We start from the raw sequence: 16,334 nt of genomic DNA, 5'->3' as shown, positions 1-16,334 counted from the left end.
TGATCTTTCGCTGAGTATTGCCCCGGAGAGCGGGATCGCCCAAACCGTCGTTAGCGCGGGCGTTACCCGGCTGTGTCAGCATCGCGGCATGCCGCTGCTCTTCTCGTACGGAACCCTGCAGGATCCGGCCGTTCAGCGTGCCAACTTCGGCCGCGAGCTGGACGGACGCCGAGATCGGCTGCCCGGTTACGCGGCGGAACTGCTCGAGGTCGCCGACCCGGACGTGCCGCCGAGCCACCACCCCGTCGTCCGGCACACCGGCGACGACGCCGACGGCGTGGACGGCACCGTCTTCGACGTGACCGAGGACGAGCTGGCCGTGGCCGACCGCTACGAGATCGACGATCACCACCGCATCCTGGTCTCGCTCGGGTCCGGCGTGCGCGCCTGGGTCTACGTCGCGGCCTGACCAACCGTTGATCGCGGTTCGGTGACAGCCGGGCGCGCGCCCTAGTGATCAACCTCACAGGTGAATACGGTCGTCGATAAATCATCGCCGCCGTACGGCATGGAGGTCAGGACATGGGCATGCGCAGCAGGCGGGCGTTGGTGGCGCTCGTGGTCGGCTCGCTCGTCGCCGGCTGTTCCGACGGCGGCGGGGGTGCCGGCGGTGACGCCTACCCGGGGGAGAACATCACGATCATCGTGCCGTTCAGCGCCGGCGGGCCGACGGACACGGTGACGCGGATGATCGCGGATCCGATGGCGGCGGCGCTCGGCGGCGAGATCGTCGTGCGGAACGTGGAGGGAGCGGGCGGCACGATCGGGGCCGGCGAGGTCGCGCAGGCGAAGGCGGACGGCTACACCGTGCTCATGCACCACATCGGCATGTCCACCGCGCCGGCGCTGTACAAAAACCTGGGCTACCGGCCGCTGGAGGACTTCGCGACGGTCGGGCTGGTGACCGAGGTGCCGATGACGGTCGTGGCCCGCAAGGACTTCCCGCCCGCCACGTTCGCGGACCTGACCGCGCACGTGAAGGCGAACGCGGCCGACGTCACGCTGGCCAACGCGGGCATCGGCGCGGCGTCCCACCTGTGCGGCCTGCTGTTCCAGGCCGCGGCCGGCGTGCAGGTGCAGGAGGTGCCGTACCAGGGCACCGGGCCGGCGCTGACCGACCTGGTCGGCGGCCAGGTCGACTTCATGTGCGACCAGACCACCAACACCAGCGGGCAGATCGCGGCGGGCGAGGTGAAGGCGTACGCGGTCACCACGCCGGAGCGGGTCAAGAGCCTGCCGGACGTGCCCACCACGGCCGAGAGCGGCATGCCCGCGCTGCGGGTCAGCGTGTGGCATGGGCTGTACGTACCGGCCGGCACGCCGGCGGAGGTCGTGCGGAAGCTGTCCGGCGCGCTGCAGACCGCGCTGGCCGACCCGGCGGTCGTGGACCAGATGGCCAAGCTCGGCACCGCGCCGGTCGCGGCCGCGGACGCGACCCCGGACGCGCACCGCGCGCACCTGCAGGAGCAGCTCACCACCTGGGCGAAGGTCATCGCCGACGCCGGCGTCGAGGCCTCCTAGATGCGGTGGCGGCGGTCCCTCCCGGACGTGCTCGCCGGGGGCGTCTTCGTCGTGATCGGCGCCGCCTTCGTGGCCGGCGCGCTCGGCTACGACCGGGGGACCGCGCTGCGGATGGGCCCCGGCTACTTCCCGCTGCTGGTCGGCGCGATCGTGACCGGCCTGGGGCTGGCGATCGTCGTCAAGGGACTGGTCGCCGGTGAGGTGATCACCTGGGAGGCGGTGCCCTGGCGCGCGATCGCGCTGATCGCGGCCGCGGTCGCGTTCTTCGGGCTCTCCGTCGGCACGCTCGGATTCGTACCGGCCTCGGTGGTGACCGCGCTGCTCACCGCGCTCGCCAGCCGGCGGGTGCGGCCGCTCACCGCCGTCGCCGTCACCGCGGGGCTGACCGCGGCCGCCACGCTGATCTTCGTCGTCGGGCTGCAGGTGCGCATCCCGCTGTGGGGCGGGTAGGCGTGGACCTCCTCGGCAACCTCGCGCTGGGCTTCTCGACCGCGCTGCTGATCGAGAACGTGCTCTACTGCTTCCTGGGCGTGCTGCTCGGCACGGCCGTCGGCGTACTGCCCGGCATCGGCCCGACCGCCACCGTGGCGATGCTGCTGCCGATCACCTTCGGCTTCGAGCCGGTCACCGCGCTGATCATGCTGGCCGGCATCTACTACGGCGCGCAGTACGGCGGCTCGACCACGGCCATCCTGATCAACCTGCCCGGCGAGTCGTCCGCGGCCGTCACCGCGCTCGACGGCCACGAGATGGCCCGCCGCGGGCGCGCCGGCCCGGCCCTGGCCACCGCCGCGGTCGGCTCGTTCGTCGCGGGCACGGTGGCGACCGTGGCCCTGGCCGTCGCCGCGCCGCCGCTGGCCGGCCTCGCGCTGCGGTTCGGCCCGGCCGACTACTTCGCGCTGGTGCTGTTCGGCCTGGTCGTGTCCATCGCGCTGGCCCGCGGCTCCGTGCTCAAGGCGCTGGCGATGATCGCGCTCGGCGTCCTGCTCGGCACGGTCGGCCAGGACATCTACACCGGTACGCCCCGGTTCGTGCTGGGCCAGCGCGAGCTGTACGGCGGCATCGACTTCGTCTCCGTCGCGGTCGGCATGTTCGGCATCGCGGAGATCCTGCGCAACCTGGAGAACGAGCGGAGCCGCCCGGCCGCGATCGGCGCGGTCACCCACCTGTGGCCCACCCGGGAGGACCGGCGCCGGATCGTCGGGCCCATCCTGCGCGGCACCGGCCTCGGCGCCGCGCTCGGCGTGCTCCCCGGCGGCGGCCACGTGCTGGCCTCATTCACGTCGTACGCGGTCGAGAAGCGCATCTCCCCGCGGCGCGCGGAGTTCGGCCACGGCGCGATCGAGGGCGTCGCCGGCCCCGAGTCGGCCAACAACGCGGCCGCGCAGACATCGTTCATCCCGCTGCTCACGCTCGGCCTGCCCGCCCACCCGGTGATGGCGCTGATGGTCGGCGCGTTCATCGTGCACGGCATCACGCCCGGCCCGAACGTGATCAACGACGAGCCGGCGCTGTTCTGGGGCCTGATCGCGTCGATGTGGATCGGCAACCTGCTGCTCCTGCTGCTCAACCTGCCGTTGATCGGCATCTGGGTGCGCCTGCTGCGCGTGCCGTACCAGGTGCTGTTCCCGATGATCGTGCTGTTCGCCGTGATCGGCACCTACTCGCTCGGCTTCAACGCGTACGACGTCTACGCGATCGCGTTCTTCGGCCTCCTCGGCTACGTCCTGATCCGCTGCGGCTGTGAGCCGGCGCCGCTGCTGCTCGGCTTCGTCCTCGGCCCCCTCCTCGAGGAGAACCTGCGCCGCGCCCTGATCATCTCCCGCGGCGACGCCCTGGTCTTCCTCACCCGCCCGATCTCCGCCACCCTGCTGGCCCTGACCGCGGCGGCGATCATCCTGGTCACACTCCCCGCCATCCGCCGCCGCCGCGAGACCGTCTTCACCGAGGAGGAGTAGCTTGTGGGCGTGACGACCACGCCGTTGCCGTCCCGGCTGATCGGGGCCGAGAAGCGCATCCCGGAGGCGCTGGATCTCCTCGCCGGGCCGGATCGCGGCGTCGTGCGGCTGCCGGTGCGGCTCGCATGGTCCGGGTCCACCGAGTTCGACATCACCGATCACCGTCAGCGATTGACCCTGTATCGGACGTTGCTGAACTGCGGTCAGCGGCAGGACATCATCACGTACGTACATCCTGACCTCCTGCGCCGCGACTGGCCGCGCATCCGGCGGCTGACCTCACGGCAGTTGGTCGCACTCTGGGAGGCACGGCTTCCCGACCTGGCCACTGCCGGCTGACGGGCACCGCGGTGGACGATCTGCACAAGGCGCTACTGCGGGTCGGCTTCGCGGCCGGTCCGGAATTGGGCCTGGTCCTGGCCGGTGGGTACGCCCTCGCCGCACACCAGATCGTCGACCGGCCGTCGCGCGACATCGACTTCGCGACCGCCACCGCGCTGCCGCTGCCGCTGGTCGCCGAGCGGCTCGCCGAGGCGTACCGCAAAGCCGGCCACACCGCCGACCTCGTCGAGGCAACGCCTCGGATGGCCCGTCTGCTGGTGTCCGACGACTTCTGGACCTGCGAGGTCGACCTGCTCAAGGAGGCTATCGGGCCGCCGGTGCAGCTCAGCATCGGTCCGGTCCTCGCCTTCGACGACGCCGTCGGCCTGAAGGTCCGCGCGCTGTACGACCGCGCGGCGCACCGCGACTTCATCGACGTGCACGCCGCGCACGCACGGTACGGCTGGCGCGAACTCGAACAACTGGCCGCCCGACACACCGCGGGCTTCGCCCTGGAGGACCTCGCCGACCGGCTCGGCGCGGCGGAGGAACTGGACGAGCGGGGATTCGCCGCCTACGGACTGACCGGCGCCGACATCACGACGCTCTGCCGGTGGGCCGTCGAGTGGGAGTCCGACATCCGCGCTCGTCTCGCGGCCGGCGAGGCCGGACCGGTCGGACCTTCCGACGACGACTGGGATGCCTACCTCGACTGACGCGCCGGCAGGCACCCTTCGACGCGACTGGCAGAATCGCGGGATGGGTGCTGCTGAGCTGGTGCTGGTGCTGCGTTACCGCAAGGCGGTCACCTATGGGTTTCATGCGTTGCTCGGGGCGCTCGGGGAGCATGAGACCGCCACCCGGTACCAGGTGCGGTTCGGGGAGAGCGTGGAGGAGACGGCGCGGCACGTGCGGGAGGCGGCGGGGAGCCGGGTGCTGGTGCTCTGGTCGTTCTACTCGCCGGACGCGGCGGCGCTGGCCGAGGAGCTCAAGCGGGTCCGGGCGCTCGCCGACGGGCCGCACGTCACGCATCTGGCCGGCGGAGTGCACGCCACGGCGGAGCCGGTGCAGACGCTGGATGCCGGGTGGGACATGGCGGCGATCGGGGAGGGGGAGTCGACACTGCTCAGCCTGGTCGACGCGAAGGGCGACCCGAGCGGTATCACCGGGCTCGCCTACCGGGACGCGACCGGCGCGGTGAGGAAGACCGGCAAGGCGAGGCAGCGCCCGCTCGACGACTTCCCGGGCTTCGGCCTCAGATGGGACAAGTTCAACGCGCTGGAGATCACGCGCGGGTGCGTGTACGCCTGCCCGTAGCAACCTGAACTACTACATGTCAGCAAGCGGACTGACTCCTGCTGATCTCGGTGTGGCCATCGTCCGGAGCGATACGGCCACCAGGCGGTCCCATGGGGTGGCTTGACGGATGTCGTTGCAGGCGGAGGCGTCGGTGTTGTTGCCCGGTCCCGGTAGTGCGGCCGCGGCCACGCCTTGGCTCACCGCATCGATGTAGCGCGTCGACGTAGCTGCTGCTTGCCCGCAATGCAATTGAGTCGCTTTTGTCTTGTTCGCCGAACCGTCCGATCTTCTGCCAACTACGTAGAGGAGTCGGCTCGCTACTAGTTAGCGTGTGCGGCATGGTTCTGGCGCGGATGGCTTTGACTAACTATCGGGGCTTCGCCAGCCGGCAGTCCATCGAGCTCCGGCCGATCACCGTGGTCCTCGGCCGCAACAACGCCGGCAAGAGCGCCCTCGTCCGCGCTCCGGTCATCCTTGGCGGCGGCATCAAGACCGACTCGCTCGAACCGGTGGACATAGACAAGATCGACGAGGAACTGCTCGAATCGTTTGTCGATCTGATTCACGGCGGACAAGCGGCTGACCCAGGCATCGGTGTGGAAGTCGCGGTTCGGGCGGCGGAGGATCTCTACCAGATGACGGCGAGTGTCCGCCATCTGCCACAGAAGCACCGTGAAGTCGTTGAGTCGCTCGAGTTGTTCCGAACCGGGACGTCGATGGGCCGTCTGGTGCGGGTTGCCGAAATCCCGGAGACGGATCGCTTCCCGGTTTATGACGCCTACCTTGACGGACACGTGTCGCGATCCGCCGTCGAGTTCCAGGGGCTGCTGCCGCACCGCCTGATCGACGAACCGGTGGCGGGAGAAAGCCTTGTGAGCGTGGGCCGCCAGATCCGCGACCATTATCCCGACATTCGCTACCTCGGGCCCTTCCGTGACCGGCCGCACCGCCGCTACCGGTTGCCGGGTCGCACAAAAACGGAAGTCGGAGCGACCGGCGAGCACGCCGCCGCCATCCTTGCCGGTGATCGCGCCTGGGACGGGAGTCGCCTGATCCGCTCAGTGAATGAAGCCATGGCCGGCCATCTTCCGGGGTGGCGGGTCGATGCCGTCGACCGCTTCGGAACATGGGCCATCGTCTTGACCTCAGAAGCTGATCCCTCGGTCCAAGTGAACCTAGCCGACACCGGCACCGGCATCGCGCAAATGCTTCCGATCTTCGTCCAGCGTGCGATCGACCAAATCAGGCCGGGCCAGCGGCCGGTACTGGAAATCGTCGAGCAGCCCGAGCTCCATCTGCACCCCGCCGCGCACGCGATGCTCGCCGACGTGTACCTGAAGGCAGTCCGAGATACGTCGACGAGGTTCCTCATCGAGACACACAGCGAGACGTTCCTTCTCCGACTTCGCCGTCGGATCGCCGAAGGGAGATTCGGGGCTGATCCCACCACCGTTGCGGTTCACTTCGTCGATCGCGCAGACCGCAGTTCTGTCATCCGGCCGATCCACATCGATTCGGACGGCAACGTCGACTACTGGCCCGAAGGCGTGTTCACCGAGGACTACGACGAGACGCGTGCGTTGGTGCGGGCGCAGCGAGAAAGGAGGGTCGAGAATGCGGGTCGCGATTGACCGTGAGGTTTTCCGTGTGCGCCGGCCGGGGAAACGGGCTGTTCAAGCGGTGTTCGGCCTGCTGGAGACATTCGACAGCGGCCGGCACGACTGGGTCATCGATCCATTCACCGTTGACGACTTCGCTGCGTTTGTGCCGCTGCACTTCCCGTCCCTCGCCGAAACCTATGCTTCGTTGGCGCGCCTGGCCTCGAAGCGTGAAGCGGCATGGACCGGCATCGGCCAGCGCAGTCCCGTCGTGGTGGACGCCGACAATCTGGTAGACCTCGCGATAGACCTCGGCCAGTCAGCAGTCGTCGTGGTCGAGGATGAGTTCTCCGACGGCGACTACTTCCTCGCGACGCTGATCGCGGTTTTCGGTCCGGACCGGCTGCGTCGCGCGCATCAGCAGGGTTGGCTGAGAGTTCAACACAGCGGCGGCAGCGGCCGGATGCCACGGGTAGCCGCCAAGGCGGCCAAACAATTCCGGCGGTTGGTCCGAGTGATTGCGCTCCTCGACAGCGACCGGATGACCCTGGACGCGGTCGGCAACGTTGAGAAGGCCGCGAGCCTGGCCGAACACTGCGCCTACGTGCACCTACTGGCCTGGCGAGAGGCCGAGAACTATGTGCCCGACTTGGTACTCGAACATTGTGGAAACAGTGACGCGGCCAGCCTCCGTACTCAAGCGTTGAAGCGCCTGCTTCCCCGGCAGCGCGCTGTCTACGACATGAAAAAGGGATTTCGCAATGACATACCTGCCAGCCAACGCCAGGAGTTCGCCGATGTCCCCGACGACGACATGGCGATCCTCCGCGAGGGCTTCGGCAGCAATGTCCTGGCTACTCTCTTCCGCCTGCGGTCCGAGCTAACGGTGGCTGACTTCGAGGCCGTCGACCCTGATGCCGCCGCCGAGCTACGGGCCTTGCTTGCCGCCATAGATGCATTCGTCTGACCGTACTCCCGGAAGGAGCTCACCATGACGGACAAGCCGCTCTCCGCACGTGCGCGTCGGGCACTGATCGCTCTCGTGTTCCACCCCGACGCCACCACCAACCGCGTCATTCACGAACGCTTCGGCTTCAAGATTGAGGCGACTGAGCGTAACGAGCTTGACGGGCGAGGATTCATCACGTGGACGCGCGCGGCGCACAACGCCTACGCGCACCAGTTGACCGATGCGGGGCTGCGACGGTGCCGCACCGAGCTGTCGGCCGAGGCGCCGGACGGCGCCACACCCACCGATCGAATCTTGTACGCCACGTGGCAGCTCGTCGCCCGTACGCTGCCCGATTCGCTGCCGGAGCTCCGTTCGTATATCGGCGTTCCACCGCCGTCGTTGCCGGACCGCATCCTCGCGACCTACCGGAATCTGGTGAGCCGACCCGGTGGGACGGTCAGCCTGTCGGATCTGCGCAAGCACCTCGATGTGACGGACCGCGGTGAAGTAGACCGGACGCTGATCGATATGGATCGCCAGCGCCGCATTCAGCTCGAACCTGATCCGGACCGGGCAGCGCTCACGGCCGAGGCGCGGGATGCCGCAGTTGTTCTCAGTGGACAACAGATGCACCTGATTCTGGTGAGTGACCGATGAGGGAAGACGAGCGCCGGGCACTGGATGCTATTTCGTTCAACTGGGCGCCGACATCCTCCCGTGTGTGGCAGCCACCCGAAGCGCATGTCACTGGTCTGAACGAAGATGTCTATCGAATCATCCGAGCCGCCGTTCGCGAAGCCGCTGCAGATGACGACGAGAGCCCACTCGGCATCGTGGTTGAAGGGCAGCCAGGATCAGGGAAGACACACCTGCTGTCTTGGACCCGCGAATATGTTCAGGGCCAGGGCGGATACTTCCTGCTGGCAGGTCTGACGCGCGGACGAGAGTTCTGGCCCGACATTGTGCACACCTTCGTGGAGGACCTCCGTCGCCCCGGCCGGACCGGCACCCAGCTGCAACTGCTACTCACGCGCCTGGCCGACCTTGCCAAAGTAGATCAGGAAACCCGCGACCGGGTGGCCGGGACCATCGCCCTCACCCCCTCCGCGCTGATCGGATTCGAGCGAGCGGTTCGGCGCTTGGTACCCGGCTCGGGCCAGATGTTCGGGACGACGTTGCGGGCTGTGACAATGCTGGCGGCCGACGACCCCCGAATCACCGACATCGGCGAGGCTTACCTCGAGTCTCGTCTGGACGACGCAACCGAGGACTGGGCACGCTGGGGCCTTCCAGTCGCTTCGGCGGAACCGCGCGAAACCGCAGAATCTATGTCCCGGATCCTCGCTCTTACCGGACCGATAGCCCTGGCCTTCGATCAGATCGACACGATTTTTGCGCAATCCCGCACGTCCCACGACGACGACATAGTGCTGGCGCCGCTAGCAGATCAACTGGGCAGTGGCTTGATGGAGATCCGCCAGTCGCTGCGGCGTACCGTCCTGCTGGTTGCCTGCTTACGCCGATCTTGGGACCTGATCCGTGACCATGCCGTAGGTTCAGTTCCAGACCGATTTCGGCGAGAGACTCAGCTCCATCGCCTTCCCTCGGCCGAACTCGCCCGACGGCTGGTAGCCCGGCGGCTCGCCGCGACGTTCGAGCACTTGGGATTCACCCCGCCGTACCCGACGTGGCCAGTCCCGAAGGACGCGTTCAGCCACGCGCGGGATTTCACGCCACGCATGCTGTTGCAGCGGGTGGACTGGCACATCCGATCCTGCCTGCGCGCTGATGAGATCCGGCCGCTAGCCGACCTCCGGGACGCGACAGAGGATGCCCAAACCGAGCCGCCGAGGACGTCCGACACGGAGCTGATCGCCCTCGACGAGCGGCTTGCGACGCTAGTGGCGGAGGCGTCGGTCGACGCCGCGCTGTCGCCAGAGACGGAAGACGCGGCGATGCCGTCACTGCTCACCGCCGGGCTTCGTGCGTGGGTGATTGAAACGGGCGCCGCTAACGAGTACGAGGTTCAGGCCGGCTCCGGGGCCACTCCGGTCTTCCATGCGATGCTGCGGCACTTCCTTGACCCCGACACCGATGACCAGGAGCACTGGTCGATCCGTTGCATCGCGAAGGAGCACCACCGCTCGGTCATCGCCCGGATCGAGCGCTTGAAGCGAGCTGCTGCCCTCGACTCCCACGTGGCGAAGCGTGCTGCTGTCATCCTCCGCCCCGCGGGTACACACTGGTCGAGTGGTCCGGCGACCACCCAAACGTGGCAAGGATTCGAAGCAGCAGGAGGTCGAATCATCACGCCATCGCCGGATGACCTCAAGGTATTCGCAGCTCTACGCGTCCTGCTCGAGCAGCCCAGCAAAATGCTGACGGCATGGCTCATGGCTAGGCGGCCGGCTGGCGGCACGGTGCTGATGGGCCAGATACTGGGTGAGATGGCGGTTAATCGCAACGCTGCCTCCTCGACGCATGACGGCCCGGACCCGCCTCTCGGCGAGCCGGTCATCGACGGCAGAACGGTCGCTTTGGGTATTGCTGAGGACGGAACGCCGGTGACTATGCGCATAGAGTCGCTGCGCAAGCACGTAGCAATCTTCGCCGGTTCCGGATCAGGCAAAACCGTGTTGATCCGGCGGCTGATCGAGGAGTGCGCCTTACGCGGCGTGTCAAGCATCGTTCTCGATCCGAACAACGACCTTGCCCGGCTCGGCGATCCGTGGCCAGAGCCGCCCACCCGATGGGGCCCGGGCGATGCGGCGCTGGCCGCAGCGTACTTGAAACAGACCGAGGTCATCGTCTGGACGCCGCGCCGTCAGGCAGGCAGGCCACTTACTCTCCAACCACTGCCCGATCTCACAACGGTTCTGGACGACCCGGATGACCTCGCCATCGGCCTCGACATCGCGGTTGCTGCCCTGGCGCCTCGCGCGCGACTCTCCGGAAACACCGCCCGGACCGACCGCGGGCGAGCCATTCTGCGAAAGGCATTGGCGTACTTCGCACACCGAGGCGGCGGGTCACTGGCGGAATTCATAGCTCTGCTGGCCGACCTGCCCGAAGACGTGGCCTCCCTGGAACGGTCGGTGGACATTGCTAGTGACATGGCGCAAACCCTGACCGCCGCCTGCATTAATGATCCGCTCTTCGGCGGTGCGGGCACCCCGCTCGTTCCGGGCGCGCTCCTGGCCCCATCACCGGGCGTGCGCGCCCGGATCTCGGTAATCAGTTTGATCGGCCTGAGCAGTGAGGAGCAGCGGCAGAGCTTCGTCAACCAACTTCAGATGGGGCTGATGACCTGGATAAAAGCGCACCCTGCGAGCGGCCACTTGCTGAGCGGGCTGCTCGTGATGGACGAGGCCCAAACGATCGCACCCTCAGGTCTCACCACGGCAGCCACCGAAAGCACCCTTGCGCTCGCCAGCCAAGCCCGCAAGTACGGTCTGGGACTGATCTTCGCCACGCAAGCTCCGCGAGGCATCCACAATCAGATCGTCGGCAACGCGGCGACCCAGTTCTACGGTCTCATCAAGGCACCGGCGCAGATAGCGGCGGTGCGACAGTTGCTTCAAGGTCGCTTCAGCGAGCCCATCGATGTGTCAGGCCTGAAGCCAGGATCCTTCTACCTGTCCGACGAGAGCGGCGGGTTCAGTAAGATCTCCGTGCCGATGAGTTTGAGTCACCACCCGCCGAGCGCCCTGAGCGCAGAGGAGGTGCTTGCCAGGGCACGGCGCTGAGCCACCTGACGAAGTCGGGCCGATCGCAACCTGCTTGCAACGGCAGAGGCCTCCTGCTGCGGCTGGGCAGATTGCTCGGCAGCATCCCATCGGATCAGGCGCCGGCGAGACCGTGGCAGTGCTCCGTCGCTTCCGGGTGGCCCTCGTCGTGGAGACTTGGGCGAAGTGCGGTTGCCCATGGCAGGGATTTGGCGTTGGTGGCTGCGGCCCGGTAGCGGTTGGGGCAACGGAGCGGCGAGGGAGAGTCGCCGTTTCCTAGGCCACGTTGAGCTGAATGTTGCCAATTCGGGCGACGATGTCGAGGTGTCCGCCGAGTCCGATGACGTAGGCGCGCAGAGTGTCCAGCCCCACCGCGTCACCATTCTCAATCTGGCTGATGCGCGCCTGTGAGAGACCGGCGGCCTCAGCGAGCTGCGCCTGAGTCATGCCGAGGTGTTGCCGGATGTCGGCCAGCTGGGCGCCGCTGACAGCGGCGAGCATCTGCTCGCGCATGTGCTGACGCCGGGCCACTCGGTCGTTGCTGTCCCAGGTCGGGTCGATGGCGCGGGCCTTGGCCTTGACCTCGCGCCAGTTGGCTGCCTCAGTCATGACTGCTCCTCCTCTTTCAGCGCCGCTAGATGCTCGGCGAACCGGACATCGGCCAAGGGGATCGCCTCGCGGTATGGGGCTTGCCATCGGCCCGACTTGTCGCCGGCGACGAGGAACACGGCTTCGCGTGCCGGATCGAACGCGAAGATTATTCTAGCCTCGGTTGTCCCTGTGGAGCCCGGACGCAATTCCTTCATGTTGTGGAGGTCGCTGCCCCTCAACCGGTCGACCAACGGACGGCCCAGAGCCGGCCCTTGGGCGACAAGCACGTCGATTGCCTCGGAGATGAGATCCGCGGTCTCCGAGTCGGTGCGGCACAGATCGAGAAACCATGCTTCGACCTCGGGATGGAGCACTACCTCCCACATGGTTTCGAGTATTAGGAGAACTTATATTCCGTGGCCAGTAGTCTCGGTGCGGCGACGGTCGCACCAGCAGGTGCTGGCAAAATCGCCGCATGGCTGGTCTGGACTTGGTTCTGGTGCTGCGTTACCGCAAGGCGGTGACCTACGGTTTCCACGCGCTACTCGGCGCGCTTGGTGAGCACGAGACCGCGACCCGGTTCGAGGTCCGGTTCGGGGAGAGCACCGAGGAGACGGCCCGGCACATCCGAGAAGCCGATGACACCCGGGTGCTGGTGCTCTGGTCGTTCTACTCGCCGGACGCGGCGGCGCTGGCCGAGGAACTCCAGCAGATCCGGGCGCTGGCCGACGGTCCGCACGTCACGCATCTGGCCGGCGGGGTGCACGCCACGGCCGAGCCGGTGCAGACCCTGGACGCCGGTTGGGACATGGCCGCCATCGGCGAGGGGGAGTCGACGCTGATCAGCCTGGTCGACGCCAAGGGCGACCCCACCGGCATCACCGGCTTGGCCTACCGCGACGCCACCGGCAAGCTCGTCAGGACCGGTAAGGCGCGGCAGCGCCCGCTCGACGACTTCCCCGGTTTCGCCCTGAAGTGGGACCGGTTCAACGCGCTCGAGATCACCCGCGGATGTGTGTACGCCTGCCGGTTCTGCCAGACGCCGTTCATGTTCTCCGCGCGGTTCCGGCACCGCAGCGTGGAGAACGTGCGCTGGCATGTGGACCGGATGCGGGAGCGCGGGCTGCGGGACGTCCGGTTCATCACGCCGACCGCGCTCAGCTACGGCAGCCAGACCGAGGAGCCGAACCTCGCGGCGGTGGAGGAACTGCTGGCATCCTGCCGGGAGGGGATCGGGCCGGGTGGGCGGGTGTTCTTCGGGTCGTTTCCGAGTGAGATCCGGCCGGAGCACATCACCCGGGAAACGTTGCGGCTGGTCAAGAGGTACTGCGCGAACAACAACATCATCGTGGGGGCGCAGTCCGGGTCGGACCGGATCCTGGCGTCGGCCAAGCGCGGGCACGGCGTCGAGGAGGTCAGGCGCGCGGTGCGGCTCGGCGTCGAGGAGGGGTTCCGGATCAACGTAGACATGATCTTCGGGATGCCGGGGGAGGACGGGCAGGACACCGAGGACTCGCTGCGGCTCGCGCGTGAGCTGGCCGATCTCGGCGCGCGCATTCACGCGCACACGTTCATGCCGCTGCCCGGCACGCCGTGGCGGGACGCGCCGCCCGGCGACGTCGACCCGGCCACGATCAGCGAGGTGGACCGGCTGTCGCGGCGCGGCGCGCTCTACGGGCACTGGCAGAAGCAGCGCGACCACGCCCAGCGTCTCGCCGCGGCGGCCGAGGCGTACCCGCGCCCCGGCCGCAGCCGCACGCTGCTGCCGATGGTCAGGACCGAGCCGGCATCCGCCACACCTGAGTAGGTGCGCCGGTGCACGGCTGGGCCGAGAGCAGTGCGGTGTCCAGAATGGTCAGACACCGGTCGGTGCCGGCCAGCCGGAGCGTGCCGTTCGCCTGGTGCGCGAACCGCGGGGCGGCGTCGGTGCACTCGCCGAGCCGCACGTCGAAGCCGGCGTCCACGCGCACGATCAGGCACCGGGCGCCAGCACCGGCCGCGTACCACAGCCGATCCTGCTCGTCGTAGCCCCACCGCTGCCCGGCCGACCCGTCACAGGCCGCCACCCCGACGCCACCGCCACCGGCCGGCGCCTGGATGCAGCGGTCGTCGGCGCTGGTCGGCGTGCTCACCGCCGGCGCCTTGGGCGACGGCGGCAGCGTCGCCACCGGCGGCGCCGTCTGCGGCAGGCCCAGGCTCCACATCGGCGCGGGCACGCCCGCGGCATCCGCGGGCGCGTCCTGCTCCGCGCCCGACCCGCTGAGCACCGCGAACGTGCCACCGACCGCGATCAGCACCCCGGCCACGGCCGCGGCAACCACGATCAAAATCTTTCCAGGGGTACGCCGTCGGCCTTCCCCGCTGGACCCGCTGCCGCGAGCGGGTTCCACCGTCACGCCCGCACCCGGCCCACCGCTCCCCGCCTCCGGCGGACTCCCCGGCCCGGCGTGCCGCCCGGCCCCCTTCTCCGCGGCACTCCCGCTCCCGGCGCCGCCCTGACCACCCGCAGTCCCGGCGGCACTCGAACCAGCCGCGATACTTGGGCTAGCCGCGGTACCAGGGCTGGCTGCGATACTCCGGCTGCCCGCGGTTGTCGGGCTGCCCGCGGTTGTCGGGCTGCCCGTCGTTGTCGGGATGGGCGTGGTGCTGGGGCTGCCTGTGGTGCTGGGGCTGCCTGTGGCGCTGGGGCTGCCTGCGGTGCCCGGGCTGCCTGCGGTGCTCGGGTTAGTGGCGTTTCGTGGGCCCGCTGCACCAGTAGGGCTTGCGGCGTTTCCCAGGTCCACTGGTGTAGCAGGGCTGGCTGCGGTACCTGGACCGGCTGCGGTACTTGAGCCCGCTGCGATACCTGGGCTGGCCTCGGTACTCGGGCCGGCCGGGGTGCTGATGCCGGTCGGGGTGTTCCCGCCACGCGCGGTGCGCGGGTCGGTCCCGCCCGCTGAGGTGTCGTTCGGGATGCCGGCGTCGGCCGTCTTCGCGGTGCCCGCGTCGCGCGGCTCGCGCTCGCTCGTCGCGGTGCCAGGGCTGTTCGGCGCGCCCGCGTCACGCGACTTGCCCTCGCTGGTCGTGCCACCTGAGCCGACCGCCGCGCCCGTACCACCAGCGGACGAGTCGCTTCCGCGGTTCGCGGCGGCTGCGGGGCCGGAGCTACCACCCGGGCCGCCGCTCCCGCCGGCACCGGTCACGCTGCCCGCACCGTCGCCGCTCTCGGCGACATTCCCCTGCTGCGGGCTGCCGGCGTCGGCCGCGCCGGTCCGCCGGTCGGCGCTTGTTGTGGACGCGGGCTGCCCGGGGACGGGAGGTGCCCACGCGCTCGGGTTGGTGCCGGTGGCCCGGCTGAACTCGGCCGCCCACGCCGCCGCGTCGCTCGTCCCGCCCCCGCCGGAGCCTCCTCCGGAGACGCTCGCCGCACCCCGAACCCCGGCCGCGCCGGACGACCCGCTCGCGGCGGACGGCGACCGGACCGGGGCGGCCGGCGGCGTACCCGTGCTGGATGGTCGTGAGGCGGCGGAAGCCGCCGGGAAGGGGGTGCCGCCGCTGCCCAGCCACTCGCGGCAGTGGTCGATGATCGCGTCCGGCGTGGGGCGGGTGGCGCGGTCGCGGGCGACGCACGCGCGGATCAGCGTGGCCAGGCGCGGCTCGACGCCGTCGAGGTCGATGTCCTCGCGGATGACGCGGAGCGCGACCCGTTCGACCGCGCCGCCGCCGAACGGGCGCCGGCCGGTGGCGGCCAGGGCGGTGGTGGCGCCGAGCGCGAAGACGTCCGCGGCCGGGGTCAGGTCCTCGTCGTCCATCAGCTCGGGCGCGGTGTAGCCGAGCGTGCCCATGAACGTGCCGCTCTCGGTGAGGCCGGCGTCGTCGGCGCCGCGGGCCACGCCGAAGTCGATGAGCTGCGGGCCGGTGGCGGAGAGGATCACGTTCTGCGGCTTGAGGTCGCGGTGGCAGATGCCGTGCGCGTGGATCTCGGAGAGGCCCTCGGCGAGCGCGGCCATCAGCCGGACCACGTCGACGGCCTGCATCGGGCCGCTGGTGGCGACCGCGGACGCGAGCGTGGGGCCGGGGATGTACTCGGTGGCCATCCAGTACGGCGCGGTGGCCAGCTCGGCGTCGATCAGCGCGGCCGTGTAGGCGCTGCGGACCGTGCGGAGCGTGTCGGCCTCGCGCCGGAACCGGGTCAGCGCCTCGGGGTGGGCGAGGTAGCCGGGGCTGATCACTTTGACGGCGGCGGGCCGGCCGCCGGGTGTGCGCCCGAGGTAGACGACGCCCATGCCGCCGGCGCCGAGGCGCGCTTCGAGCTCGTAGCGACCTATCCGGGCCGGGTCCCCCGGCAGGAGCGGTTTCATGCGACCCCCTGCGAACGCGAATGCGTCCC

General features: G+C 69.2%; 15 protein-coding genes. 12 read left to right on the top strand and 3 right to left on the bottom strand.

The window, feature by feature from the left end; genetic code table 11:
• Positions 1 to 88: 88 nt before the first annotated feature.
• The 11 genes from J2S41_RS25965 to J2S41_RS25915 all read left to right on the top strand — a co-directional run bounded on the left by J2S41_RS25965 (position 89) and on the right by J2S41_RS25915 (position 11,395).
• Positions 89 to 409 carry a gamma-glutamylcyclotransferase family protein gene (locus J2S41_RS25965; protein WP_310371344.1) on the top strand — a complete coding sequence of 107 codons (321 nt, stop codon included), beginning with the start codon at positions 89 to 91 and terminating at the stop codon, positions 407 to 409.
• 119 nt (positions 410 to 528) lie between these two features.
• Positions 529 to 1,521 carry a tripartite tricarboxylate transporter substrate-binding protein gene (locus tag J2S41_RS25960; protein WP_310371343.1) on the top strand — a complete coding sequence of 331 codons (993 nt, stop codon included), beginning with the start codon at positions 529 to 531 and terminating at the stop codon, positions 1,519 to 1,521.
• Positions 1,522 to 1,971, top strand: coding sequence for a tripartite tricarboxylate transporter TctB family protein (locus J2S41_RS25955; RefSeq protein WP_310371341.1), 450 nt, complete (start codon positions 1,522 to 1,524; stop codon positions 1,969 to 1,971). It abuts the gene before it with no gap.
• On the top strand, positions 1,959 to 3,479 hold the full coding sequence (locus J2S41_RS25950) for a tripartite tricarboxylate transporter permease (RefSeq protein WP_310371340.1): 1,521 nt from the start codon (positions 1,959 to 1,961) through the stop codon (positions 3,477 to 3,479). The genes J2S41_RS25955 and J2S41_RS25950 overlap by 13 nt, the downstream gene beginning before the upstream one ends.
• A gap of 9 nt (positions 3,480 to 3,488) precedes the next feature.
• The gene (locus J2S41_RS25945; protein WP_310371338.1) at positions 3,489 to 3,818 is read left to right on the top strand and encodes a hypothetical protein; all 330 of its coding nucleotides are present in this window, start codon (positions 3,489 to 3,491) and stop codon (positions 3,816 to 3,818) included.
• A gap of 11 nt (positions 3,819 to 3,829) precedes the next feature.
• Positions 3,830 to 4,516 carry a nucleotidyl transferase AbiEii/AbiGii toxin family protein gene (locus J2S41_RS25940; protein WP_310371336.1) on the top strand — a complete coding sequence of 229 codons (687 nt, stop codon included), beginning with the start codon at positions 3,830 to 3,832 and terminating at the stop codon, positions 4,514 to 4,516.
• Positions 4,517 to 4,559: 43 nt separating this feature from the next.
• Entirely contained in the window at positions 4,560 to 5,117 is a 558-nt protein-coding gene (locus tag J2S41_RS25935) for a radical SAM protein (protein WP_310371334.1), read from the top strand.
• Positions 5,118 to 5,437: 320 nt separating this feature from the next.
• Positions 5,438 to 6,730 (top strand): AAA family ATPase, encoded by a 1,293-nt coding sequence (locus J2S41_RS25930; RefSeq protein ID WP_310371332.1) that lies wholly within the window; start codon positions 5,438 to 5,440, stop codon positions 6,728 to 6,730.
• A complete protein-coding gene (locus tag J2S41_RS25925; protein WP_310371330.1) occupies positions 6,714 to 7,664 on the top strand; it encodes a hypothetical protein in 951 nt (316 codons plus the stop codon). The genes J2S41_RS25930 and J2S41_RS25925 overlap by 17 nt, the downstream gene beginning before the upstream one ends.
• A 24-nt stretch (positions 7,665 to 7,688) precedes the next feature.
• Positions 7,689 to 8,306: a hypothetical protein gene (locus J2S41_RS25920; RefSeq protein WP_310371328.1), complete on the top strand. Its 618-nt coding sequence runs from the start codon at positions 7,689 to 7,691 to the stop codon at positions 8,304 to 8,306.
• A complete protein-coding gene (locus J2S41_RS25915) occupies positions 8,303 to 11,395 on the top strand; it encodes a helicase HerA domain-containing protein (protein ID WP_310371326.1) in 3,093 nt (1,030 codons plus the stop codon). Before J2S41_RS25920 ends, J2S41_RS25915 begins: the two co-directional genes overlap by 4 nt.
• A 255-nt stretch (positions 11,396 to 11,650) precedes the next feature.
• Here J2S41_RS25915 and J2S41_RS25910 read toward each other — a convergent pair whose 3' ends face one another.
• Together J2S41_RS25910 and J2S41_RS25905 are read right to left on the bottom strand one after the other, a co-directional pair.
• Positions 11,651 to 11,983, bottom strand: coding sequence for a helix-turn-helix domain-containing protein (locus J2S41_RS25910; protein ID WP_310371324.1), 333 nt, complete (start codon positions 11,981 to 11,983; stop codon positions 11,651 to 11,653).
• Complete coding sequence (locus J2S41_RS25905) at positions 11,980 to 12,351, bottom strand: type II toxin-antitoxin system RelE/ParE family toxin (RefSeq protein ID WP_310371322.1); 372 nt, start codon at positions 12,349 to 12,351, stop codon at positions 11,980 to 11,982. The genes J2S41_RS25910 and J2S41_RS25905 overlap by 4 nt, the downstream gene beginning before the upstream one ends.
• Positions 12,352 to 12,440: 89 nt before the next feature.
• Between J2S41_RS25905 and J2S41_RS25900 the strand changes: the two genes are divergently transcribed.
• A complete protein-coding gene (locus J2S41_RS25900) occupies positions 12,441 to 13,772 on the top strand; it encodes a TIGR04013 family B12-binding domain/radical SAM domain-containing protein (RefSeq protein ID WP_310371320.1) in 1,332 nt (443 codons plus the stop codon).
• On the opposite strand, the gene J2S41_RS25895 is transcribed toward J2S41_RS25900, so the two are convergent.
• Entirely contained in the window at positions 13,738 to 16,305 is a 2,568-nt protein-coding gene (locus J2S41_RS25895) for a protein kinase domain-containing protein (RefSeq protein ID WP_310371318.1), read from the bottom strand. The genes J2S41_RS25900 and J2S41_RS25895 overlap by 35 nt on opposite strands.
• Between the last annotated feature and the right edge of the window lie 29 nt (positions 16,306 to 16,334).

This window comes from Catenuloplanes atrovinosus, from assembly GCF_031458235.1.
In the GTDB taxonomy this organism is placed as follows: Bacteria; Actinomycetota; Actinomycetes; order Mycobacteriales; family Micromonosporaceae; genus Catenuloplanes; species Catenuloplanes atrovinosus.
Note: the sequence above shows the minus strand (reverse complement) of the source record. Positions and strands in the feature narration are given on the sequence as shown.

Bases quoted from the DNA above. Each gene is read 5' to 3' on its own strand.
- J2S41_RS25965 (WP_310371344.1), top strand. From the start codon at position 89: ATGCCGCTGCTCTTCTCGTACGGAACCCTGCAGGATCCGGCCGTTCAG.
- J2S41_RS25960 (WP_310371343.1), top strand. From the start codon at position 529: ATGCGCAGCAGGCGGGCGTTGGTGGCGCTCGTGGTCGGCTCGCTCGTC.
- J2S41_RS25955 (WP_310371341.1), top strand. From the start codon at position 1,522: ATGCGGTGGCGGCGGTCCCTCCCGGACGTGCTCGCCGGGGGCGTCTTC.
- J2S41_RS25935 (WP_310371334.1), top strand. From the start codon at position 4,560: ATGGGTGCTGCTGAGCTGGTGCTGGTGCTGCGTTACCGCAAGGCGGTC.
- J2S41_RS25930 (WP_310371332.1), top strand. From the start codon at position 5,438: ATGGTTCTGGCGCGGATGGCTTTGACTAACTATCGGGGCTTCGCCAGC.
- J2S41_RS25925 (WP_310371330.1), top strand. From the start codon at position 6,714: ATGCGGGTCGCGATTGACCGTGAGGTTTTCCGTGTGCGCCGGCCGGGG.
- J2S41_RS25920 (WP_310371328.1), top strand. From the start codon at position 7,689: ATGACGGACAAGCCGCTCTCCGCACGTGCGCGTCGGGCACTGATCGCT.
- J2S41_RS25915 (WP_310371326.1), top strand. From the start codon at position 8,303: ATGAGGGAAGACGAGCGCCGGGCACTGGATGCTATTTCGTTCAACTGG.
- J2S41_RS25910 (WP_310371324.1), bottom strand. From the start codon at position 11,983: ATGACTGAGGCAGCCAACTGGCGCGAGGTCAAGGCCAAGGCCCGCGCC.
- J2S41_RS25905 (WP_310371322.1), bottom strand. From the start codon at position 12,351: ATGTGGGAGGTAGTGCTCCATCCCGAGGTCGAAGCATGGTTTCTCGAT.
- J2S41_RS25900 (WP_310371320.1), top strand. From the start codon at position 12,441: ATGGCTGGTCTGGACTTGGTTCTGGTGCTGCGTTACCGCAAGGCGGTG.
- J2S41_RS25895 (WP_310371318.1), bottom strand. From the start codon at position 16,305: ATGAAACCGCTCCTGCCGGGGGACCCGGCCCGGATAGGTCGCTACGAG.